Annotated in this window: 19 protein-coding genes; 4 read left to right on the top strand and 15 right to left on the bottom strand. The window is 62.9% G+C overall.

Annotated elements, in window-relative coordinates; all coding sequences use genetic code 11:
* The first annotated feature begins 81 nt into the window (after positions 1–81).
* Complete coding sequence (locus X738_RS55255; protein ID WP_023798694.1) at positions 82–486, top strand: cupin domain-containing protein; 405 nt, start codon at positions 82–84, stop codon at positions 484–486.
* Positions 487–563: 77 nt separating this feature from the next.
* Here the strand turns inward: X738_RS55255 and hydA are convergent, their stop codons facing one another.
* From hydA to X738_RS55235, 4 genes are all read right to left on the bottom strand, one after another.
* Positions 564–2,015, bottom strand: coding sequence for a dihydropyrimidinase (hydA, locus tag X738_RS55250; RefSeq protein ID WP_023798693.1), 1,452 nt, complete (start codon positions 2,013–2,015; stop codon positions 564–566).
* A gap of 64 nt (positions 2,016–2,079) precedes the next feature.
* Positions 2,080–3,330 (bottom strand): Zn-dependent hydrolase, encoded by a 1,251-nt coding sequence (locus X738_RS55245; RefSeq protein WP_023798692.1) that lies wholly within the window; start codon positions 3,328–3,330, stop codon positions 2,080–2,082.
* A gap of 11 nt (positions 3,331–3,341) precedes the next feature.
* Positions 3,342–3,785: an endonuclease domain-containing protein gene (locus X738_RS55240; protein ID WP_023798691.1), complete on the bottom strand. Its 444-nt coding sequence runs from the start codon at positions 3,783–3,785 to the stop codon at positions 3,342–3,344.
* A 112-nt stretch (positions 3,786–3,897) separates the two neighbouring features.
* On the bottom strand, positions 3,898–5,226 hold the full coding sequence (locus X738_RS55235) for an aspartate aminotransferase family protein (protein WP_023798690.1): 1,329 nt from the start codon (positions 5,224–5,226) through the stop codon (positions 3,898–3,900).
* Between the two features lie 254 nt (positions 5,227–5,480).
* Between X738_RS55235 and X738_RS55230 the strand changes: the two genes are divergently transcribed.
* Complete coding sequence (locus X738_RS55230) at positions 5,481–6,110, top strand: TetR family transcriptional regulator C-terminal domain-containing protein (RefSeq protein ID WP_023798689.1); 630 nt, start codon at positions 5,481–5,483, stop codon at positions 6,108–6,110.
* A gap of 82 nt (positions 6,111–6,192) precedes the next feature.
* Here X738_RS55230 and X738_RS55225 read toward each other — a convergent pair whose 3' ends face one another.
* The 5 genes from X738_RS55225 to X738_RS55205 all read right to left on the bottom strand — a co-directional run bounded on the left by X738_RS55225 (position 6,193) and on the right by X738_RS55205 (position 10,475).
* Positions 6,193–6,570, bottom strand: a complete 378-nt coding sequence (locus X738_RS55225) for a DoxX family protein (protein ID WP_023798688.1) — start codon at positions 6,568–6,570, stop codon at positions 6,193–6,195.
* Between the two features lie 61 nt (positions 6,571–6,631).
* Complete coding sequence (locus X738_RS55220; RefSeq protein WP_023798687.1) at positions 6,632–7,090, bottom strand: carboxymuconolactone decarboxylase family protein; 459 nt, start codon at positions 7,088–7,090, stop codon at positions 6,632–6,634.
* Between the two features lie 11 nt (positions 7,091–7,101).
* Entirely contained in the window at positions 7,102–7,620 is a 519-nt protein-coding gene (locus X738_RS55215; protein ID WP_023798686.1) for an RrF2 family transcriptional regulator, read from the bottom strand.
* A 174-nt stretch (positions 7,621–7,794) separates the two neighbouring features.
* On the bottom strand, positions 7,795–9,108 hold the full coding sequence (gene preA / locus X738_RS55210) for an NAD-dependent dihydropyrimidine dehydrogenase subunit PreA (RefSeq protein WP_023798685.1): 1,314 nt from the start codon (positions 9,106–9,108) through the stop codon (positions 7,795–7,797).
* Positions 9,109–9,110: 2 nt separating this feature from the next.
* Positions 9,111–10,475 carry an NAD(P)-dependent oxidoreductase gene (locus X738_RS55205; RefSeq protein ID WP_023798684.1) on the bottom strand — a complete coding sequence of 455 codons (1,365 nt, stop codon included), beginning with the start codon at positions 10,473–10,475 and terminating at the stop codon, positions 9,111–9,113.
* Between the two features lie 218 nt (positions 10,476–10,693).
* Here X738_RS55205 and X738_RS55200 point away from each other — a divergent pair, with 218 nt between their 5' ends.
* Entirely contained in the window at positions 10,694–11,470 is a 777-nt protein-coding gene (locus tag X738_RS55200; protein WP_023798683.1) for a VOC family protein, read from the top strand.
* A 106-nt stretch (positions 11,471–11,576) separates the two neighbouring features.
* Here X738_RS55200 and X738_RS55195 read toward each other — a convergent pair whose 3' ends face one another.
* Positions 11,577–14,018, bottom strand: coding sequence for a GcvT family protein (locus X738_RS55195; protein WP_023798682.1), 2,442 nt, complete (start codon positions 14,016–14,018; stop codon positions 11,577–11,579).
* A 299-nt stretch (positions 14,019–14,317) separates the two neighbouring features.
* On the bottom strand, positions 14,318–15,856 hold the full coding sequence (locus tag X738_RS55190; RefSeq protein ID WP_023798681.1) for a trimethylamine methyltransferase family protein: 1,539 nt from the start codon (positions 15,854–15,856) through the stop codon (positions 14,318–14,320).
* Between the two features lie 217 nt (positions 15,857–16,073).
* Here X738_RS55190 and X738_RS55185 point away from each other — a divergent pair, with 217 nt between their 5' ends.
* Complete coding sequence (locus X738_RS55185; RefSeq protein ID WP_023798680.1) at positions 16,074–16,664, top strand: transglycosylase SLT domain-containing protein; 591 nt, start codon at positions 16,074–16,076, stop codon at positions 16,662–16,664.
* Positions 16,665–16,677: 13 nt separating this feature from the next.
* Here X738_RS55185 and X738_RS55180 read toward each other — a convergent pair whose 3' ends face one another.
* The 4 genes from X738_RS55180 to X738_RS55165 all read right to left on the bottom strand — a co-directional run bounded on the left by X738_RS55180 (position 16,678) and on the right by X738_RS55165 (position 23,042).
* Positions 16,678–18,906: a dipeptide ABC transporter ATP-binding protein gene (locus X738_RS55180; protein WP_023798679.1), complete on the bottom strand. Its 2,229-nt coding sequence runs from the start codon at positions 18,904–18,906 to the stop codon at positions 16,678–16,680.
* 51 nt (positions 18,907–18,957) lie between these two features.
* Positions 18,958–20,115: an ABC transporter permease gene (locus tag X738_RS55175; RefSeq protein ID WP_023798678.1), complete on the bottom strand. Its 1,158-nt coding sequence runs from the start codon at positions 20,113–20,115 to the stop codon at positions 18,958–18,960.
* A 12-nt stretch (positions 20,116–20,127) separates the two neighbouring features.
* Positions 20,128–21,162 carry an ABC transporter permease gene (locus X738_RS55170; protein ID WP_023798677.1) on the bottom strand — a complete coding sequence of 345 codons (1,035 nt, stop codon included), beginning with the start codon at positions 21,160–21,162 and terminating at the stop codon, positions 20,128–20,130.
* Positions 21,163–21,386: 224 nt separating this feature from the next.
* Complete coding sequence (locus tag X738_RS55165; protein WP_023798676.1) at positions 21,387–23,042, bottom strand: ABC transporter substrate-binding protein; 1,656 nt, start codon at positions 23,040–23,042, stop codon at positions 21,387–21,389.
* Positions 23,043–23,424 lie beyond the last annotated feature (382 nt).

Raw genomic sequence — 23,424 nt, 5'->3', positions numbered from 1 at the left:
CCGCGCCGGCCGCACTCCCGTTGCTTTTGCCAAAATGCTGCTTTCCACTTATCTTGTCCCACTCGATCGAGAGTTTGCCCGATGTTGTCCAAACCCACCTGCCATCTTATCCGCCCCGAAGGCTCTTATGAAGGCAAGCAGGGACTGAGTTATTTCACCGGCATCGCCGCCGAGACGGTCGGCTCTACCGGCATCTGCATGCACCTGCTCACCATGCCGCCCGGTGCCCGCGCCAAGGCGCATATGCACGAAAGCCATGAGACGGCGATCTATGTGCTCTCCGGCGAGGTCCATACCTGGTATGGCGACCGGCTCGAGCAGCAGACCGTGGCCAAGGCCGGCGACCTCTTCTACATTCCCGCCGGCGTGCCGCATCTGCCGGCCAATCTGAGCGACAGCCCGGCCTCGGCGGTCATCGCCCGCACCGATCCCAACGAACAGGAAAGCGTCGTGCTGCTGCCGCAACTGGATGGGCTGGTCGCCTGAGGCTGGCTTCAGTGCAATCGCTTCAGGTTTGCGCTGCCCCTGAGGGGCGGCGCCGACTTCGACAAACCCGCGCAAGCTCACACCCCGGTCGCCGGAATGCCTGATCGTTCCACCTTGCGCGGCGCGGAAATTTCCTTCCAGGTCGACAGCGCCCGATTGACCGCGGCATTCGGCTCGCGAGCGACGAATTCGCCATGGCCGGGCTTCGCCTTGACCTCGTTCTCCTGGATCGACAATTCGCCGCGCGAAAAGACGAAGCGTGGCAGGCCTGTCACCTCAAAACCTTCGAAGACGTTGTAGTCGATCACCGACTGCTGCTTCTTGGAAGTGATCGTCTTCTTGAGCTTCGGGTCCCAGACGACGATGTCGGCATCGGCGCCTTCGACGATGGCGCCCTTCCTCGGATACATGTTGAGGATCTTGGCGATGTTGGTCGAGGTCACCGCGACGAACTCGTTCATCGTCAGCCGGCCGGTATTGACCCCGCTGGTCCACAGCACCGGCAAGCGGTCCTCGAGCCCGCCGGTGCCGTTCGGGATCTTGGTGAAATCGCCGACCCCGTTGCGCTTCTGACTGGTGGTGAAGGCGCAATGGTCGGTCGCCACAACTTGCAGCGATCCGGCCTGCAGGCCGGCCCACAGCGAATCCTGGTGCAATTTGTTGCGGAACGGCGGGCTCATGACGCGGCGCGCCGCATGGTCCCAGTCCTTGTTGAAATATTCGCTCTCGTCGAGCGTCAGATGCTGGATCAGCGGCTCGCCGAACACCCGCATGCCCTTCTGCCGCGCCCGGCGAATGGCTTCGTGCGCCTGCTCGCAGGAGACATGCACGACATAGAGCGGCACGCCGGCCATGTCGGCGATCATGATGGCGCGGTTGGTCGCCTCGCCTTCCACTTCCGGCGGCCGCGAGTAAGCGTGCCCTTCGGGGCCGTTGTTGCCGGCGGCCAGCAGCTTCTGCGACAGTGCGGCGACCACGTCGCCATTCTCGGCATGGACCAGCGGCAGCGCGCCAAGGTCGGCGCAGCGCTGGAACGACGAATACATCTCGTCGTCGTCGACCATCAGCGCGCCCTTGTAGGCCATGAAGTGCTTGAACGAGGTGATGCCCTTGTCGACGACGGTGGCCATCTCGTCGAACACCTGCTTGCCCCACCAGGTGATCGCCATGTGGAAAGAATAGTCGCAAGACGCTTTCGAGGTCTTGTTGTCCCACATCTGCAGGGCCTCGAGCAGCGACTGCTGCGGCGCCGGCAGACAGAAATCGACAACCATGGTGGTGCCGCCGGCAAGCGCGGCGCGGGTGCCGCTCTCGAAATCGTCGGCCGAATAGGTGCCCATGAACGGCATTTCGAGATGGGTGTGCGGATCGATGCCGCCCGGCATCACATAGCAGCCGCTGGCGTCGAACTCGTGGTCGCCATGCAGGTCCGGCCCGATGGCGATGATCTTGCCGTGCTTGAACAGCACGTCGGCCTTCCAGCTTCGATCGGCGGTGACGATGGTGCCGTTCTTGATGACTTTGGACATTTTTTTGTTCCCTTGTTTTTCTCGCGCTTCTTGGTGAGCGACGTTCGGAATCCTGGTTTCTAGCTCACCCCACGATGACAGCTGTCTCCACCACCGCGTGGAACAGCACATCGGCGCCGGCCGCCGCCCATTCCTTGGTGATTTCCTCGGCCTCGTTGTGGCTGAGCCCGTCGACGCAGGGGCACATCACCATTGCCGTCGGCGCGACGCGGTTGATCCAGCAGGCGTCGTGGCCGGCGCCGGAGACGATGTTGCGATGCGTATAACCCAAGCGCTCGGCCGCATCCCGCACTGCCTTGACGCAGCCCGGATCGAACGTCACCGGATCGAAATGGCCGACCTGGTCGATTTGATATTGGATGTCGAGCGCTTCGCAGATCGTGTCGATGCCTTCGCGGATGCGCCCGTCCATGGCGTCGAGCACTTCCTTTTCCGGCGAGCGGATGTCGATGGTGAACATGGTGCGGCCGGCGATGATGTTGCGCGAGTTCGGATAGACCTCCATGTGGCCGACCGCGCCGACGGCGTCGGGCTGATAGTCCATGGCGATCTCGTGCACCAGTTCGATCACCCGCGCCATGCCGAGCCCGGCATTGCGGCGCTTGGGCATCGGCGTCGAGCCGGTATGCGCCTCCTTGCCGGTCAGCGTCACCTGCAGCCATTTCAATCCCTGGCCATGGGTGACGACGCCGATGTCGATGCCCTCGTCCTCGAGGATCGGGCCCTGTTCGATATGCAGCTCGAAGAAGGCGTGGATCTTGCGCTCACCGACTTTCTCGCTGCCTTTCCAGCCGATGCGTTCGAGCTCCTCGCCGAACTTCTTGCCGTCCTTGTCGACATGCTCGTAGACGTCGGCCTGGTCGAGGACGCCGGCGAAAACCCCGGATGCCATCATCGCCGGCGCAAAGCGCGCGCCTTCCTCGTTGGTCCAGTTGGTGACGACGATCGGATGTTTTGTCTTGATGCCGAGTTCGTTGAGCGAGCGGACGATCTCCAGGCCGCCGAGCACGCCAAGCACGCCGTCATACTTGCCGCCGGTCGGCTGGGTGTCGAGATGGCTGCCGACATAGACCGGCGGCAGATCGGGCTCGGTGCCCTCGCGGCGGGCAAACATCGTGCCCATCTCGTCGAGGCCCATTTCAAGTCCCGCCGCCTCGCACCAGCGCTTGAACAGCTGCCGCCCCTCGCCGTCCGCGTCGGTCAAAGTCTGGCGATTGTTGCCGCCGGCAACCCCGGGGCCGATCTTCGCCATCTCCATTATGGAATCCCACAAACGGTCTGAATTGATTCGCAGATTCTCGCCCGGAGCGGCCATTTTCTAAAACCTCATCGATTGCGGCGAAGCGCGCCGGCGTCCCCCTCCCCCTTGAGGGGAGGGTGGCCGCGAAGCGGTCGGGTGGGGTCGCCGAACATGCGCGCGACCTTCTCCTTCACCACCTGCGCAACATGCCATGCACTGTTTATGACATCAGGCTCATCAACGCGGAAGACATCGAACCCGAGCGATCGCAAATAGGCATCACGGACAGCATCGTGCCGCTTGCCTCGTTCCTGCTCGTGCAGATCGCCATCGACTTCCACGACCAGCTTTACCGCGAGGCAAGCAAAGTCGACGATGTAAGGCCCGATTGGGCACTGACGGCGGAACTTGATGCCGGCCGATTTCAGCTCGCGCAGTTCATACCAAAGCAGGGATTCGCCTTTGGTCGCGTGAACTCGAAGCGCGCGCGCCTTTTGACGCATTTCGAAGCTCACGCGGGTACGGGGCATCAGAAGCGTCCTCGCAGCAAGAGATCAGGTTGGCGCGCGTCGCCACCGACCCCACCCGACCGCTTCGCGGCCACCCTCCCCTCAAGGGGGAGGGAAAGCTGCGCCGCGTTTCTCAATCCACCGCCCTCAGTACTTCACGCACATGGTCGATCAATTCGTTGATCTGGCCCTTGGTGATGATCAGCGGCGGCGACAGCGCGATGATGTCGCCGGTGGTGCGGATCAGCGCGCCGCGCTCGAACGCTTTCACAAAAGCCGAGAAGGCACGCTTGGTCGGACTGCCGGGGATGGGCGCCAGCTCGATTGCGCCGATCAGGCCGATGTTTCTGATGTCGATGACGTTCGGCTCGCCCTTCAGCGAATGCAGCGCGTCTTCCCAATACGGCGCCAGTTCCTGGCCGCGGGTCAGCAGGCCCTCTTCCTTATAGGTGTCGAGCGTGCCCAGCGCCGCCGCACAGGCGATCGGATTGCCCGAATAGGTGTAGCCGTGGAAGAACTCGATCATATGCTCGGGGCCGGTCATGAAGGCGTCGTGGATTTCCTTCTTGACGAACACCGCGCCCATCGGAATGACGCCGTTGGAGACGCCCTTGGCGGTGGTCATGATATCGGGCGTGACGCCGAAATAATCGGCGGCAAACGGCGTGCCGAGACGGCCGAAGCCGGTGATGACCTCGTCGAAGATCAAAAGGATGCCGTGCTTGGTGCAAATCTCGCGCAGCCTCTCGAGATAGCCCTTCGGCGGCAGGATGACGCCGGTGGAACCCGCCACCGGCTCGACGATGACCGCCGCGATGGTCGAGGCGTCGTGCAGCGCGACGATGCGCTCCAACTCGTTGGCCAATTCCGCGCCATGCTCGGGCACGCCCTTGGTGAACGAATTCTTCTCCGGCAGGTGGGTGTGCGGCATGTGGTCGACGCCGCCGAGCAGCGTGCCGAACATCTTGCGGTTGGTGACGATGCCGCCGACCGAGATGCCGCCGAAATTGACGCCGTGATAGCCGCGCTCGCGGCCAATCAGGCGGGTGCGCGAGCCCTCGCCTCTGGCGCGGTGATAGGCGATCGCCATCTTCAACGCGGTCTCGACCGATTCCGATCCGGAATTGGTGAAGAACACGTGGTCCATGCCCTCAGGCGCCAGGTCGACCAAACGGTTCGCCAGTTCAAAGACGATCGGGTGACCCATCTGGAACGCCGGCGCATAGTCGAGCTCGGCGGCCTGGCTCTGGATCGCCTCGGTGATCTTCGGCCGGCAGTGGCCGGCATTGACGCACCACAGGCCGGCGGTGCCGTCTAAAACCGTGCGGCCGTCGCTCGTCGTGTAATGCATGTCCTTGGCGGACACCATCATGCGCGGCGCCTGTTTGAACTGCCGGTTTGCCGTGAACGGCATCCAGAATGCGCTGAGATCGTTCGGCGTGACTTTCAGCCGGTTGGACATGACCAAGACTTCCCCTTGTAACCTGTTTCGGTGCGGCTAACGCTTGGTCTTCCCGACACTTGGTCTCTGCTGCGTTTTCGTGCTACGCAAATTTTGACCGATTGGACAAACGTTAGCACCGCCCTGTCGGCGGTCAAGGGATTACTAGCGGAAATGCGGCAGCTGAGGCGCGCTCCACAGGCCGGAGAAAAACTGGTCCAGAGAATTGGTCCAGATCGCTCTCCAACCCAGGATATGCCGCAGTGACGGCCGACATGGAAATTCCCGCTCCTCGCCGTACCCGCATCCAGCAGGAAAAGCGCGAGCTGATCCTGGAGGCGGCGCTAGAGGTGTTCTCAACCAACGGCTTTCGCGGTTCGACCATCGACCAGATCGCCGAAGCCGCCGGCATGTCGAAGCCGAACCTGCTCTACTATTTCCGCCGCAAGGAGGATATCCACGAGACGCTGATGCAGCGGCTTCTGGACACCTGGCTGGCGCCGCTGCGCGAACTCGACGACATCGGCGATCCCTTGACCGAATTGCGCAGCTATGTCAGGCGCAAGCTCGAAATGGCGCGCGATTTCCCCAGGGAAAGCCGCCTGTTCGCCAACGAGATCCTGCAGGGCGCGCCGCGCATCATGCCGATGCTGGAAGGCGAGCTGAAGACGCTGGTCGACGAGAAGGCCGCCGTTATCAAGGGCTGGATGCGCGCCGGCAAGATCGCGCCCACCGACCCCTGGCACCTGATCTTCTCGATCTGGGCGACGACGCAGCACTATGCCGATTTCGACGTTCAGGTCCGCGCCGTGCTCGGCCCCGACCGCGGCGGCGACGGCCGCTTCGAGGATGCTGCAAGGTTTCTTGAGCAATTGTTCATCGACGGGCTGAAGCCGAAGAGCTGACGCTTCAGCAATAGGGTTTGACAGGTTGAGACCGTTTGCCAGAGGCTGCGGCGGCTGCCTCCGCGAGGCGGCCACCGAACCGTCAAAGCGGCTGCGCCGCCAGCGCCAGGAATCCTCCAGTCAGCGCCACGTTGCCGACAAAGCCGTTGATGCGCGACGCGCGCTCGGGCCCCTGATGATCCCAGAAATTGTGGAACATCGGCGTGGCGACGATCAGGAACAGCACCAGGCACAGAGCCGCGGCAGCGGTCCAGACACCTGATATCACCAGCGCTCCGGAAACGATTTGCAGGACGATCCCCAGCCACAGCATCAGCCGCGCCTGCGGCATGCCTCGCATCGACATCAGCTGGGTCAGGAAGCCTGCATTCTGGATGTTGCGCAAGCCGGCAAAGACAAAGGCGCCGCCAAGCAGCAGGCGTGCGGCAACCAGAATCTCATTCTCAAAATTCAACAACATGGTCTTGATCCCAAAGCAAAAAGAGACGCGCGGCGAAGGCTGCGCATCCAGTTTCGTCCGCTCAGGCAGCCTTGGCCGCCGCTACCGGATGAATGGCGTGGAAGGGCACGCAGAGCCGGTTCCAGGTGTTGATCATGCCGATCGCGACGGACAGCTTGACCAGTTCCTCTTCCGAGAAGTGTTCGAGCGTGCTTGCGTAGAGATCAGCCGGCACGCCGCTGTCGGCGATCTTCGTCACCACGTCGGTCCAGGCGAAGGCAGCGCGTTCGCGCTCGGAAAACAGCGGCGATTCCTTCCAGGCGGAGACGAGATAGAGCCGCTGCTCGGTCTCGCCATCTCGGCGCGCCTCGCGGCTGTGCATCTCGACGCAGTACGAACAGCCATTGATCTGCGACGCCCGCAGCTTGATCAGATGCAGCAGGCTTGCCTCGAGCCCGCATCCGTCGACCGCCTTGTTGAGCGCGGATACCGCTTTCATGATTTCCGGCGCCGCGCCGAAGAATTGCAGCCTCTGTTTCATTCTCTCACCCTTCACGCTTGCTTGGTTGAACTGGATTTCTGCGGTCGTTGATGGCGCTCGACGAAGGCGCAGTTGGCGGCGACTGAACGGGGATCGGCATCGCTTATGTATTCCGCCACGATGTCGGACAGCCGGGCCTCGGCAAGAGCGACGCGGTAGGCACGCTCGGCTTTCAGCATCGCGACGCTGATGCCGCAGGGTTTGATATAGGCCGAGGCATCGAGCCTGGCGGGCCCGCGCTGACGGATTTCGCCGCAACGGAAGGCCGGTTCGCGCCCTTCCACGGCGAGCACGATGTCGAGCAGCGTTATGCGCTCCGCCGGCCGCGCCAGCCGGAAACCGCCCGATGGCCCGGGCACCGATTCCAGGATGCCCGACGCCGTCAGCGCGTTGAGATGCTTGAGCAGATAGCTCGGCGACAGGCCGAACGCTTCCGCCATGGCCGCACCCGGCATGGTCGCCGCGCCTTCCACGCCGGCAAGCATGGCGGCGCAGTGGATGGCCGCTTCAACGCCCTCGCCCAGCTTCATTTTTCTGAGTCCAATTCATAGATATATCTTATCGTGGATAATTTTTATCCGCAATAGGAATATCCGGGCCTACGGTTCCTTTTCAAAGGGTTGAGCTGCCCCTCATTGCTCTGCCGGGCATTTCTCCCCATATAGTGACGGGGAGAAAGATCTGGCGCTTCGACCGGGAAGAAACTACTCCGCGGCCACCTTGGCCATCGGATTGTTCGGATGCGTCGTCCAGTTGGCGTAGACTGGCGACACCGGTCTGCCGGTGCGCTGGTCGATGACGCCGGCCGCCAGCGGCTCCATGGTGATGCAGTTCTCGACAGGACAGACATTGACGCAGAGGTTGCAGCCGACGCATTCGGCCTCGATCACCTCGAAACGTCTGACGCCGTCAACCATGCTGGTGATCGCCTGGTGCGAGGTGTCCTCGCAGGCGATGTGGCAGCGGCCGCATTTGATGCAGGCCTCCTGGTCGATATGCGCTTTGGCGACGTAATTGAGGTTGAGATATTGCCAGTCGGTAACGTTGGGCGTGGCGCGGCCGACGATGTCGTCGAGCGAGGCATGGCCCTTCTCGTCCATCCAGTTTTCCAGGCCGGCGATCATCTCCTGCACGATCTTGAAGCCATAAGTCATCGCCGCCGTGCACACCTGCACATTGCCGGCTCCGAGCGCCATGAATTCGGCAGCGTCGCGCCAGGTGGTGATGCCGCCGATGCCTGAGATCGGCAGGCCGTGCGTTTCCGGATCGCGGGCGATCTCGGCGACCATGTTCATGGCGATCGGCTTCACCGCCGGGCCGCAATAGCCGCCATGCGAACCCTTGCCGTCGATCGTCGGCTCCGGTGCGAAACTGTCGAGATTGACGCCGGTGATCGAATTGATGGTGTTGATCAGCGACACCGCGTCGGTGCCGCCGGCAAGGGCGGCACGCGCCGGCTTGCGTATATCGGTGATGTTCGGCGTCAGCTTGGTGATGACAGGCATACGGGTGTTGGCCTTGCACCAGCGCACTACCATTTCGATGTATTCCGGCACCTGGCCGACGGCGGCACCCATGCCGCGTTCCGACATGCCGTGCGGGCAGCCGAAATTGAGCTCGATGCCATCGGCCCCGGTCTCCTCGACCACCGGCAGGATCGCCTTCCACGCATGCTCCTCGCAAGGCACCATCAGCGAGACGACGATGGCGCGGTCGGGCCAGTCCATCTTGACCTGCTTGATCTCGCGCAGATTGGTCTGCAAGTCGCGGTCGGTGATCAGTTCGATGTTGTTCAAGCCGAGCAGGCGGCGATCGGCGCCCCAGATCGCGCCATAGCGCGGGCCGTTGACATTGACCACCGGCGGCCCCTCTTCGCCGAGCGTCTTCCAGACAACGCCGCCCCAGCCCGCCCTGAAGGCGCGGATGACGTTGTAGGCCTTGTCGGTCGGCGGCGCCGAGGCCAGCCAGAACGGATTCGGTGATTTGATGCCGACGAAATTGTTTCTGATATCTGCCATGCTCATGCCCTCCCATTCGAGGTCAGTGCCCGGTGGATCGATTCGGCCGCGTCGCGCCCTTGCGCGACTGCCGAGACGGTGAGGTCGTCGCCGCCATAGATGCAGTCGCCGCCGGCCCATACGTTTGGCAGCGAGGTGCGGCCTTCGGCGTCGACCTTGATGCGGCCGGCTTCCAGCGCCAGCAAGGCGCCGCTGCCGTTGAGCGCAGCTGGGACAAAGCTCTGGCCGATCGCCTTGAACACCTGGTCGGCGGTGAGCGTCAGCCGCTCACCGGTGCCGACGAGCTTGTCGCCTTCCATCGCCGTATATTCGAGCTCGATGGCGCTGACCTTGCCGCCTTCGGCAATAACCCGTTTCGGCTGCAGCCAGTGACGGATGATGACGCCGTTGGCGGCGGCCAGGTCCTGCTCGAATTCGGAAGCGTTCATGTGCTCCTGGCCGCGCCGGTAGCAGATCGTCACCTCTTCGGCGCCGAGCAGTTTTGATTGCACCGCCGCGTCGATCGCCGTCATGCCGCCGCCGATGACGACGACACGCCGGCCGACCGGCAGGCTGGCAAGATCGCTGGCCTGGCGAAGCTCCGCAATGAACTCCACCGCATTGGTGACGCCTTGCGCGTCCTCGCCGTCGGCGCGCAGCGCGTTGACGCCGCCAAGCCCCATGCCGAGGAACACTGCATCGTAATTCCTGGTCAGGTCCGACAGCTGGTAATCGCGGCCAAGCGCCTTGCCGTTCTGGATGTCGATGCCGCCGATCGAAATGACATACTCGACCTCGGCCTGGGCAAAATTGTCGATGCTCTTGTAAGCGGCGATGCCGTATTCATTGAGACCGCCGGCTTTCGGGCGGGCCTCGAGGATGGTCACGTCGTGACCGTGGCGGGCGAGCCGATGGGCGGCGGCAAGCCCGGCCGGTCCGGCGCCGACCACGGCGACCGTCGTGCCGGTCGGAGCGGCGCGCGCATAGAACTGCTTGTTCTCAGCCATCGCGACATCGGTGGCATAACGCTGCAGGCGGCCGATCTGCACCGGCTTGCCTTCCGCCACTTCGCGCACGCAGACCTCTTCGCACAGCGTCTCGGTCGGGCAGACGCGGGCGCACATGCCGCCCAAAATGTTCTGGTCGAAAATCGTCCTTGCCGAGCCGATCGGATTGCCGGTCGAGATCTGGCGGATGAACAGCGGGATGTCGATCGAGGTCGGGCACGCGTTCATGCACGGCGCATCGTAGCAGAAATAGCAGCGATCGGACTCGACCAGCGCCTCGTGATGATCGAGCGGCGGATGCAGGTCGGAAAAATTATCGGCGTATTGCTCAGGCGAAAGCCGGCCGCCGGCAATGCCCTGCTTGAAATGACCAGTCGCCATTCCGCTTCCCCATTCCTTGTTGTTTTGCGGAAGGCTAGCACGTTTTGTTTTTTTATCAATTGGTCAATTTTCGAGGCAAGCTGCTGAAAAGCCACAACAAAAACATGATATAAATACTCATGTTTTCTATATTGGCCTTGGCTGTCGGAATTCCGTCGCGAAGATCGTCCTAGATGGATCACGCATGATCGCTGACTGGAAACCCAAGGAGCACGACAATGCCAAACTCCCCGACGTCCTTCTTCTGGTACGAGCTGATGACCACCGATCTCGACGCTGCCGAAGCGTTCTACAACGACGTGGTCGGCTGGAAGGCGCAGCCCTTCGACGGCGCGCCCGGCATGCCGCGCTATATCGTCATGAATGTCGGCGAGCGCGGCGTCGGCGGGCTGATGACGCAGCCGGACGAAGTGCGCAAGACGGGCATGCCGCCGGCCTGGGTCGGTTACATCCATACCGGGGATGTCGATGCTTCGACGAAATCGCTGAAGGAGGCCGGCGGTACGGTTCACCGCGAACCCGATGACATTCCGGGCGTCGGCCGCTTTGCCGTCGTCGCCGATCCGCAAGGCGCGGTCTTCAACTTCCTGCAGCCGATTGGCCCTGACCAGCCGCCATTGCCGGCTACCACTCCCGGCAATATCGGCTGGCATGAACTCTACACGACCGACTGGCGCGCCGCGTTCGATTTCTATGCCGGGCAATTCGGCTGGACCAAGGGCGACGTCATGGATATGGGGCCGATGGGCACCTACCAGCTGTTTGCCGCCGGCGGCGAACCTGTCGGCGGCATGATGAACAAGCCCGAGCAGGTTCCGGTGCCGGTCTGGCAGTTCTATTTCAATGTCCCCGCAATCGACGCGGCGGCCAAGCGTGTCACCGATAATGGCGGCACGATCCTGATGGGACCGATGGAGGTTCCCGGCGGCGGCTGGATCGTGATGTGCACGGATCCACAGGGTGCTCATTTCGCGCTAACGGCGCCGGTGCGGTAGCTGGGCCGGCGTCATGCTTGTCGAAGTGGGCGATCCTTCGCGCCCCCCTCTGTCCTGCCGGACAGAGGGGGCGCTGTCCCGCCGGCCCCGCGCAATGGCAGCGCCCTCACCCGCGCATCCGCACGAGATTCGCGTCGAACAGCGGCGTCGGCTGCACCCGGGCGGTGTAGCGCTTGCCCAGGAGCTCGATCTCGAAACCATCGGCCTCGTCGGCGATCTCCTTCGGCACATAGCCCATCGCCACCGACGTCTTCGAATGATGTGCGTAGCCGCCTGACGTGACCCAGCCGCGCACGGCGCCGTCGAACCAGATCGGCTCGTCGCCGATGACGTCGGCGTCTGCCGCATCGACGACAAAGGCGCGCAGCCGCAGCTTGCCGCCTTGCTGGCGCTCGGCCAGTGCCGCCTGCTTGCCGATGAAATCGGTTTCTTTCCCATAGGCGACGAAACGGTCGAGCCCGGCCTCCAGCGGTCCGTAGATCGGCCGGTATTCGCGCGCCCACGAGCCGTAATTCTTCTCCAGCCGCAGCGCGTTGAGCGCGCGCGCGCCGAACAGGCCGATGCCGAAGTCTTCGCCGGCCGCCATCAGGGTCTGGTACGCGGCACGCTGATATTCCGGCGTCACCCAGATCTCATAGCCGAGGTCGCCGGTGTAGCTGACGCGGCCGACCAGGCACGGCGCCATGCCGATATCCATCCTGGCCGTCGCCATGAACGGAAACGCCGCATTCGACACATCCGCCCTCGTGGCTTTTGCCAGCACGTCCCGCGCCCTCGGACCGGCAATCGACAGGCCCGTCAATCTCGCCCCCAGCGCCTCGATATGGACCGAGCCATCTTGCGGCAGATGCGCCTCGAACCAGCGCATGTGATACTGCTCGGCAATGCCGGAGCCGGCGAGGAACCAGCCCTCCCCGCTGGAATTGCCGCTGCCGAGATTGGCCAGCGAAAAGTCGCCGATCAGCCTGCCGTCTTGCTTCAGCATCGGCGCCAGCGTCATGCGGCCGGGCTTTGGCAGCTTGCAGGCAAGCAGGCGGTCGAGCCAGGCCGCCGCGCCCGCGCCCGTCACCCTGTATTTGGCGAAGGACGAGATTTCCGACAGGCCGACACTTGTCCGCACCGTCCTCACCTCTTTTGCGACATGCTCGAAATCGCTCGAGCGCCGCCACGAGAACTCGTCCCTGACGCCTTCGGGCGCATACCACAACGACACTTCCAGCCCATAGGCCACGCCCCACTGCGCGCCCTTCGCCGACAAAAGGTCGTAGACCGGCGTGGTCTTGAGCGGCCGCCCGGCAGGCAGTTCCTCATTGGGGAAGCGGATGGAAAAACGCCGCGAATAATTCTCGCGCACCTTGGCGTTGGTGTAGGCCATCGTTGCCCAGTCGCCGTAGCGAGAGACGTCCATCGCCCAGATGTCGGCGCCGGGATCGCCCTCGATCATCCAGTTCGACAGCGCCAGGCCAACACCGCCGCCCTGCGAAAAGCCGGCCATGACGCCGCAGGCGACCCAGAAGCCAGGCAGGCCGCGCACCGGCCCGACCAACGGGTTGCCGTCGGGCGCGAAGGTGAAGGGGCCGTTGATGATCTGCTTGATTCCGGTGTTCTGGAAGGCCGGGAAATGCCGAAACCCGACTTCCAATGACGGCGCGATGCGGTCGATGTCGGGCTCGAGAAGCTCGTGGCCGAAATTCCACGGTGTCTGGAGCTCGGACCATGGCTTGTTGGCCTTCTCATAGGTGCCCATCAGCATGCCGCCGCGCTCCTGGCGCAGATAGAGCTCGCCGTCGAAATCGACCGCGTGGATGATCTCCGTGCCGGTCTTCTGGTTCCAGGCGGCGACCTCCGGCATGTCCTCGGTGATCAGGTACATGTGCTCCATGGCCAGCACCGGCAGTTCGAGGCCCACCATGCGGCCGACCTCGCGCGCCCACAGGCCGCCGGCGTTGACGACATGCTCGGCCACCACCTCGCCCTTGTTGGTGATGATCCGCCACAACCCGTCGGCGCGGCGCACGATATCCTCGACCTTGGTGAAGCGCTCGACCTCGGCGCCAAGTTTTCTGGCCGCCTTGGCATAGGCGTGGGTGACGCCGGACGGGTCGAGATGACCGTCCTCCTTGTTGCGCACCGCGCCGACGAACTGTTTCGGGTCGAGCAGCGGCATCAACTCGGCCGCCTCATCAGGCGAGATCTCCTCGAGGTCGATGCCGAGATAGCGGCCCTTGGCGACAACGCCGCGCAGCCAGTCGAGCCGCGCCTCGGTCGCCGCCAAAAGCACGCCACCGGTCAGATGCACGCCGGTCGCCTGGCCGGACAGCTCCTCGATCTCCTTGTAGAGCGAGATCGTGTATTTCTGCAGCTTGGCGACGTTGGGATCGCCATTGATCGTGTGCATGCCGCCGGCCGCGTGCCAGGTCGAGCCGGAAGTCAGCTCGTCGCGCTCCAGAAGCACAATGTCGGTCCAGCCGTGACGGGCGAGATGGAACAGCACCGAACAGCCGACAACGCCTCCGCCAATGACCACGACCTTCGCATGCGATTTCATAGGTTTTTCTCGTTATTTCAGGGAGTTGGAGGGGTGAGATGAATCGGTGCGGGAGGAAACCGGAATGACGTCGCGATCCGTCCAACACCCCTCATCCGACCGAGCTTCGCTCGGCCACCNGGAGGAAACCGGAATGACGTCGCGATCCGTCCAACACCCCTCATCCGACCGAGCTTCGCTCGGCCACCTTCTCCCACAAGGGGAGAAGGTCGGGCGCTCTCCCTTCTCCCCTTGTGGAAGAAGGTGGATTGGCGCGAAGCGCCAAGCCGGATGAGGGGTGTTGGACGGATCACCAGCTTTCACGGCTCGCCCTGCCCGATCGCTTCCTTGCGCCTGGCCACATACGCCTCCAGCGCCTCTAGCACGGCAATATCAATCGTCGGTTCGACATAATCCTCCAGCGCTTTCTTCCACAGCCGCGTCGCCCGCGCCGTGGCGTCTAGCCCGCCGGCCTCCTGCCAGGCCTCGTAGTTCTGCCAATTCGAGAGCATCGGCTGGTAGAAGGCGGTTGCATAGCGCTCCAGCGTGTGCGGCTCGCCGAAGAAATGGCCGCCGGTCGGCACCGCACCCAGCGCCTCGACGGCGAGTTCCGCCTCGTTGACTTCGATCGGACGCAAAAACTCCATCATGTGCTGGATCATCTCGACGTCGATGATGAACTTTTCGAACGATGCGGTCAGCCCGCCCTCCTGCCAGCCGGCTGCGTGGTAGACGAGATTGCCGTGGCCGAGCACCGCGCCCCACAGCGCCATCAGCGTCTCATAGGCGCCTTGCGCGTCGGCGGCGTTGGAGGCCGAGCCCGGCGTCGTCCGGTAGGGCAGTCCATAGCGCCGCGCCAATTGCCCGGAGGCGATGTTGGCCTTGGTGTTCTCCGGCGTGCCAAAGGCCGGCGCACCGGACTTCATGTCGACATTGGAGGTGAAGGCGCCATACATGACCGGGGCGCCAGGGCGGACAAGCTGCGTCAAGACCACGCCGAACAGCGCCTCGGCGTTCTGTTGCGCCAGCGCGCCGGCAAGCGTCACCGGGCTCATCGCCCCCATCAGCGTGAACGGCGTCACCGCAACCGACTGGCCGAACTCGGCCATGGTCATCAGCCCTTCGGCCATCATCTCGTCGAAGCGGCGCGGCGAGTTGACCGAGATGATGGTGGTGACGCCGGGATCGTCGCGCATCTGGTCGAGGCTCAAGCCCCGCGAAATCGCCATCATTTCGATGCCATCCAGCGCCCTGCCGCGGCCGATCGCCGAGACGTGAAAACTCTTGTCGGTCAGCGTCAGATTGGCGAAATAGGTGTCGAGGTGGCGTGAATTGGCCGGCAGTTCCACCGGTGCGCAGACCTGGTTGCCGAGCATGTGGATGCAGTTGAAATGCTGCGCCAGCCGGGTGAGATCGCAATAGTCGCGCAAATTGCCGGCGCGCCGGCCGCGTTCCATGTCATGCACGTTCGGCGGTCCGGCGACGAGCGTAAAATTGATGGTGTTGCCGCCGAGATGGACTGTGTGGGCTGGGTTGCGCGGCGTCAGCGTATAGCTGGACCGCGTCGTCTTCAGTGCCTCGTCGACCATGCCGCGCTCGATGCGGACAGTCATCGACGCATGATCGACCTTGGCGCCGGCCTTCTCGAACAGCGAAAGCGCCCGCGGGCTCATCACCTCGATGCCGAAATTCTCCAGAATGTGCATCGACGCCTGGTGGATCGCCTCGATCTGGTCGGCCGAGAGCATCGCCATCGGCGGATAGGGATTTGTCACGCGGCGCAACGGCAGTTGCGGGATGGCGGCCGGTCCCCTGTTGCTGGTTCGCTCGGCGCCGCGCTTGCGTCTCGGTTCGGTCATGCGGCGCATCAAAGCGCCGGCACGACGATCGGGCTGTCAGAAATCCGCCACCTGCGGGCGCGATTTTAGCCAAGGCGGCATTTTGGGATTTCATGCCGACAAAAGCGACGGAAAACGTCGGAATATCTATCCTCGCTGTGTCGCGGCCAAAGCGGCCGATCAGCCGTTAAGGAACGCTGCAAGATTCCCTTTATGATTCCGGCCTAATCCTCTTCCAATGGGTAGGTCGAGTTTTCGCAAAATTGTAGCCGTTACCGTGTTGCTGGCGCTGTCGGCCTGCGCGACGCCGCCGAGCCATATCAACAATGTCTGCGCTGTCTTCGACCAGAATGACGGCTGGTTCGACAACTGGCAGGCGGCGGCCGAACGCGCCGAACAGAAGCACGGCGTGCCGGTTCCGGTGCTGATGGCGACGGTGCGCAAGGAATCCGGCTTCAAGAGCAACGCCAGGCCGCCGCGCAAGAAGCTGCTCGGCTTCATTCCCTGGAAACGTGCCTCCAGCGCCACCGGCTTCTCGCAGGCGCTTGACGGCACCTGGGCGCAATATCAGAGCGAGACCGGCAGTTGGGCGGCGCGCCGCACCAGCTTCGCCGATGCCGTCGATTTCGTCGGCTGGTATCATTCCAAGACATCAGACACGCTCGGCGTCGCCCGCAACGACACCTACAATCTCTATCTGGCCTATTATCTCGGCTGGACGGCCTATGGCCGCGGCAACCGCGGCGATGCCGGCGTGCAGCGCTATGCGCGGGCCACGGAGCAGATGGCTCGGGACTACGCCGCGCAGCTACGCCAATGCGCGCGTTGATGGCGCCACGGATCTAATCGTCCGTCAGCTTCGGCCTCTTGCCGTGCGGACGCTGCGGCGGAGCGCCGGCAAAGCCCGGACCGATGCCTTGCGGCGCGTCGTCGGGCACGCCTTCATTGGCGGCATGCTCCTTGTCGAACTTGATCACCGGCTCCATTTTCGCCAGCACGTCGTCGGCAAGCCAGCACAGGCTCATATGACCGTCGCCGAGATGCTTGACCGGCGGCACCTGCGTCTCGCAAAGATTGTCCGGCACCAGCTTCTTGTAGCCGCAGCGGGTCTGGAACGGGCAGCCGGTTGGCGGGTTCATCGCCGACGGGATGTCGCCCTCCAGCACGATGTGCTTCTTGATCACGCTGGTATCGGCGATCGGGATCGCCGACAGCAGCGCCTCGGTATAGGGATGATAGGGCGGCGAAAAGATCTGGTCGGTCGTGCCCTGCTCGACGATATAGCCGAGATACATGACGACGACGCGGTCGGCGATGTAGCGCACCACCGACAGGTCGTGGCTGATGAACAGCATCGTCGTCTTGTTCTTGCGCTGGATGTCCATCAACAGTTCGGTCACCGCCGCCTGCACCGACACGTCGAGCGCCGAGACTGGCTCGTCGGCCACCACCACCTTGGCATCGCCGGCAAAAGCCCGCGCCACGCCGATGCGCTGCTTCTGGCCGCCGGAAAGCTGGCGCGGCTTGCGGGTCTCGAACGCCCGCGGCAGCTTCACCAGGTCGAGCAGTTCCAGCATGCGCTTGCGGCGATCGGCAACGGTGTTGCCGACATTGAATTTTTCCAGCGTGCGGATGATCTGCGAGCCGACCGTATGGCTGGGATTGAGCGTGTCGAACGGATTCTGGAACACCATCTGGATCGACGACACCGTCTCGACGCTGCGGTTCTCGACCCCGATCGACTGGATCTGCTGGTTGCCGAGCGTCACGCTGCCGGAGCTTGCCGTCTCCAGTCCGAGCAGCACCTTGGCCAGCGTCGACTTTCCGCAGCCGGACTCGCCGACGATGGCGACGGTCTCGGATTCGCGCGCCATGAAGGAGATCGTCTCGTTGGCCTTGACGACGCGGCCCTCGCTCGAGCCGAACACCTCGCTGCCGCCGACCTTGTAGTACTTTCTGAGATCCTCGATCTTGAGCACCGGCGCACCGGGCTCGACGCGCTCGTTGACCTTCTTGGCGCCGGGCGGCAGCGCTTCCCAGTCGATCTCGTTGAAGCGCACGCAACGCGAAAAATGGCCTTCATGGCCGTCGACCGCGATCATCGGGATTTCTGCAGCGTTGCAGACGCCCTCGACGAAATGGTGGCAGCGGGGGCCGAAATTGCAGCCCTTCGGCCGCTCATGCGGCAGCGGCAATTGCCCTGGGATTGAGATCAGAGGCCGCGAATTCTTGTCGGCGCCGGGCAGCGGGATCGAGCGGAACAGGCCTTGCGTGTAGGGATGGCGCATCCGGTCGAAGACGTCCTTGATCTTGCCGGTCTCCACCGCTTCGCCCGAATACATCACCGTGATGCGGTCGCAGGTTTCCAGGATCAGGCCGAGATTGTGCGACACGAAGATCATCGAGGTGCCGAACTTCTCGCCGAGCCCCTTGACCAGGTCGACGATGCCGGCTTCGACCGTCACGTCGAGCGCCGTCGTCGGCTCGTCGAGCAGCAGCAGCGCCGGCTTCGACAGCAGCGCCATGGCGATGACGATGCGCTGTTGCTGGCCGCCGGAAAGCTGGTGCGGAAAGGAGCGCATCATGCGCTCCGGATCGGGCAGCCTGACCGCGCGCACCATTTCCAGCGCGCGCCTGTAAGCCTCTTCCTTCGACACCTTGTCGTGGATCAGCGGCACTTCCATCAGTTGCTGGCCGACCTTCATCGCCGGGTTCAGGCTGGCCATCGGCTCCTGGTAGATCATCGCGATCTTGTTGCCGCGGATGGCGCGCAGTTCCTCGTCGGACAGCTCGCCCATGTCCTTGCCCTGGAATTTTATCCGGCCGCCGACGATCTTTCCGATGTTGGAGAGGTCGCGCATGATGCCGAGCGACACGGTCGACTTGCCGCAGCCGGATTCGCCGACGATGCCCATCGCTTCGCCAGGCATGACCGTGCAGGAAAAATCCATGACGGCCGGTATCTCGCCCTTGCGGGTGAAGAAGGAGATCGACAGGTTCTCGATCTCGATGATCGGCCCGTTGGTCGGCCCGTTGGTCGGCTTGGGGGGATTTCGAACTGCCTCATTCATGGGTCGCTCCAATCCTTGTTCTTTCAGCATATCGGGTCGAGAACCCGTCCATCAATCTTTCATCGATTGCTCACGCAGCGAGTCGGCCAGCAGGTTAAGGCCCAGCACGAACGACATCAGCGCGATCGTCGGCGGCAGCGCCGGATGGATGAAGGAGCGCAGCAGCCGGCTGGCATCCTTGATCGCAGTGCCCCAGTCCGGGCTCTCGGGCGCCAGCCCCAGGCCGAAATAGCCGAGCGTGCCGAGCAGGATCGTGGTGTAGCCGATACGCAGGCAGGCATCGACGATCAGCGGCCCGCGTGCGTTGGGAAGGATCTCCCACAGCATGATGTACCAGGGCGATTCACCGCGCGTCTGCGCCGCCGCCACATAGTCGCGCGTTTTGATGTCCATGACCAGGCCGCGCACGATGCGGAACACGCCGGGGCTGGAGGCGAACACCACCGCCACGAAGATGTTGAGCTGGTTGGGATCGATATGGATGATCCTGAACGGATCGGCATCGAAGACCAGGCCGGCATAGACCCAGCCGCCAACGATCAGAGTCAGCCCCAGGAGGATGTAAAGCCGGTCGGGCCGTTTCTTGTAGCGCGTCCAGAACAGCACGCTGAAGAAGATGATCGGAAACATGAAGAACAGGCCGGCCATCGCATAGGGAATCGGTGTCTCCATGATGCCCGGCGTCACCAGGAGGTAGAACAGCAGGATCACCGGGAAGGCGAGCACCAGATTGGCGAGGAATGACAGCACCGTATCGATCCTGCCGCCATAATAGCCGGCCGGCAGGCCGAGCGTGATGCCGACCATCAGCGCAAAACCGGTCGCCGCCGGCGCGATGATCAGCACGATCTGGCTGCCGTAGACCATGCGGCTGAACACGTCGCGGGCAAGCTTGTCGCCGCCGAACAGGTAGACAAGTCCCGATTGCGGCTCGACCGCGCCCGGCAGCGCGTCCTTCATGATCGGGATCTGGACAAGCGGATTGAAGGGCGAGACGGTCGACGAGAAGATCGCCGTGAACAGCCAGAACAGGCAGATGCCGACGCCGACGATGCCGACGCTGCTGTCGAAGAGCTGACCGTAGAGGCCAAGCCTCTTCTTGTAGGCGAAGCTCGCCCCCATCACCAGGACGAGAGCGATCCAGACCGGCCAGAAACGCGCAAGCACGCCGAGCACGACATTGAAGGCGCCGATGTATTCAAGCTGCATCCGCTCGATCCCCTATTGAACTCTGATACGCGGATTGAGAAACGCGTAGCCGACATCGGAAATGAGCTGCGTGATCAGGACGATGAACACCGAGACCAGGGAGCAGCCGAGCAAAAGATCGATATCGTTGTTGCCGGCCGCCTCGACCAGCGTGTAGCCAAACCCCTGGTAGCGGAACATCACCTCGACGATGACGACGCCGGTGAGCAGCCAGGGAAATTGCAGCATGATGACGGTGAATGGCGCGATCAGCGCGTTGCGCAGCGCGTGCTTGACCACGACGCTGCCGAAGGAGAGGCCCTTCAACCGGGCGGTGCGGATATATTGCTGCGTCATCACCTCGACCATCGAGGCGCGGGTCATGCGGGCGATATAGCCGATGCCATAGATCGCCAGCGTCATCACAGGCAAGGTGAAGTTGTAGAAGGTGATGCCCCGGCTGGCGGAAGCCGCCGAACCGTTCAGCAGGCCGAGCCATGAGGCGAAGATGACGGTGAAAATGACGCCCGAGACATATTCGGGCGTCGCCGTCGAGGCGATCGAGGCGACCGACAAGGTCCGGTCGGTTCGCGAGCCTTCGCGCATGCCGGCGAGGATGCCGATCAGCAGCGAGATCGGCACCATCACCACAAGCACCCAGAACATCAGGATTCCGGTAGCACCAAGCGCCGGGAATAGCTTCGACGCGACCGTCGTCTTGAACTTGGTCGAGCAGCCGAAGTCACCCTGCAGAACGCCGGAGAATGTCGGCTCGACAGGATCGTTGCAGAAGGCAAAACGTCGCGTGGGTTTGCCGGTTGCCGGGTCTGTGACTGGCTGCTTGGGCACGATGCCTAGCCATTGGCCATAGCGGGAAAAGAAATTCTGGCGGTAGCCATGGTTGACAAGCCAGTTTTCGAGCTGCTCGGCCGAGGTGTGCATTTCGGTCTGGCTGATCGCCAGCTTTTTCAGATTGGGATCGAGATTGATCAGGAAGAACACGACCATCGTCAGGCACAGCATCGTCAATGCCATGGTGACGAGGCGTCGAAGGATGAAAGAAAGCATGGCGGTCCCCTGCCGGCTGGTTGGGGTTGAGGCCGGCTCGGAGCCAGCTCAGCCGCAATCGGCAGAGCTGGCTGTCAAACGGACCCTCAGAATGCGATCAACCCTGTCTTATTGCACGCCCCTTTCCGAAGAGTCTGCGCTTTTTTTCTGCGCCGATCTGCGGTTGTGGGATCATGCATGGCGTGGGTGGAAGGGGCGAACCGCCCCTTCCACGATCGATCCGATCAGGCCTCCTCGTCGAGCCAGACCTTGCCGTAGTCGCGCTCGAAGGTCGGGTGCATGCCGTAGTTCTTAACGGAAGCGACCGAATGGCTGTAGAGCTTGCGCCAGTAGGGCTGGATGATGATGCCGGCATCTTGCAGGATCTGCTCGATGTCCTTCATCATTTCCTTGCGCTTGGCGGGGTCGGCAACGGCGAGCGCCGCGTTGAGCTTGGCATCCCACTCCGCATTCGCCCAGCCCGTCTCGTTCCAGGCTTCACCGGTGCGATAGCCGATCGCCAGAACCTGGACGCCGAGCGGCCGCATGTTCCAGTTGGTCATCGACAGCGGGTATTTGGTCCAGTCGTTCCAGAAGGTCGAGCCCGGCAGCACCGTACGCTTGACCTTGATGCCGGCGTCGCGCATCTGCGCGGCGATCGCATCGCCGGTGTTCTTGTGCCAGTCTTCGTCGACCGTGATCAGCTCGTGCTCGAAGTCGGCCTGGCCGGCTTCAGCCATCAGCGCCTTAGCCTTGGCCGGATCGCGGGCAATCTTCGCCAGCTCGAAGTATTCCGGGTGGATCGGCGAGACATGGTGGTTTTCGGCAACTGTGCCGGCATTGCCGTAGCCGAGCTGCAGGACGACAGCGTTGTCGACCGCAAGCTGCAGCGCGTTGCGAACCTTCTGATCGTCATACGGCTTGTTGGTCACATTGGTGCGGCAGACGATCGTCGAAGCGGTGACCACCTCGGACTTGACCAGGTCGACACCATCGAGGATCGACACATAGTCGGCCGACGTCTCGAAATTGGTATGAACTTCGCCGGCTTCGAAAGCGCTGACCATCGCCGCCGGATCGGTGCCATAGTCGATGAACTCGACGCCGTCGAGAAACACCTCACCGTCCCACCACTTGTTGTCTTCGCGGCGTTTGTAGACGACCTTCTGGCCGACATCGTAGGAGACCAGTTCAAATGGGCCGGTGCCGATCGGGCAGGCTTTGAAATCGCCGCCCTTTTCGTCGAAGGTCTTGTGGACGACGAGACCGGGATAGTCGCACACGTTGGGGATGAGCGCGATATCCGGCGAGCTGAGCGTCAACTTGACCGTGTGTTCGTCGACCTTGGTTACGGCGCTCTCATCCAGCTTGTCGTCCTTGACCAGCGAGCCGAGACGACCGGGCATGGAATTGCCTTCGGCCTTCTTGTCGGCCCAACGCTTGAAGTTGAAGATGACATCGTCGGCGGTGAACGGATCGCCGTTGTTCCAGGTGACGCCCTTGCGCACATGCAGCGTGTATTCGGTGGCGTCGTCGTTGACGTCCCAGCTCTCGAGCAGGTAGGGGCGGAACGTGTATTCGTTCGTGTACTTGACCAGCGGCTCGAGCGCCTGGCGCTCGGCATTGGCGATCTCCGACCAGTCGGCCTTGCGCGGATCCTTCGGATCCTTGATCCACATAGCGACCTTCAGTATGCCGCCTTTCTTGCCCTGCGCGTCCTGCGCTCTCGCCGGCGTCGGGTCGGCGAGGCCGAGCATGCCATAGGCCATCGCCGTGGACGCGCCGAAGACGCTGGCCAAAGCGAGAAACTCGCGGCGATCGACACGTCCGGCCCTGGCTTCCTGGGCCATCGCATGGATGTGATCCGGAACGCGGTCGCCATTACTCTTGTAGATTGTCATCGAGAACTCCCATTGTTGGCTTTCTGCCTTTTACCATTCCGCATCCGGGCCGTGATGTCAAAAACGGCACCGGATTGGGAACATGCCAAGGAATGTGCAACTTTGGAAGGGAAGCAGTTCGCGTGATAACGACAGTCTTGGCGCAAAATTGCTATTGCCCGGCAGATTTCGTTCGAATCTCCGGCATCGATCAAACTGAGACATTCACTACCGCGCCGCACGTCCCGTCGGGCGCGCAACGGACGCTGTAGCGGTTTGATTTTGCGCCGAAATCGATTTCGATTCTCGCGGTCATGCGCGAAGCTTTGCACCGCGCCGGCCGATCTCGGATGAGTGCCGATACGGCGACGAGGGCTGTCGGACTGCCGGACCCTATCTCGCC

Origin of the sequence: Mesorhizobium sp. L48C026A00 (assembly GCF_000502375.1) — a bacterium.
In the GTDB taxonomy this organism is placed as follows: Bacteria; Pseudomonadota; Alphaproteobacteria; order Rhizobiales; family Rhizobiaceae; genus Mesorhizobium; species Mesorhizobium muleiense.
The sequence above is the reverse complement of the archived record's forward strand: the minus strand, read 5'-3'. Positions and strand labels throughout refer to the sequence as shown.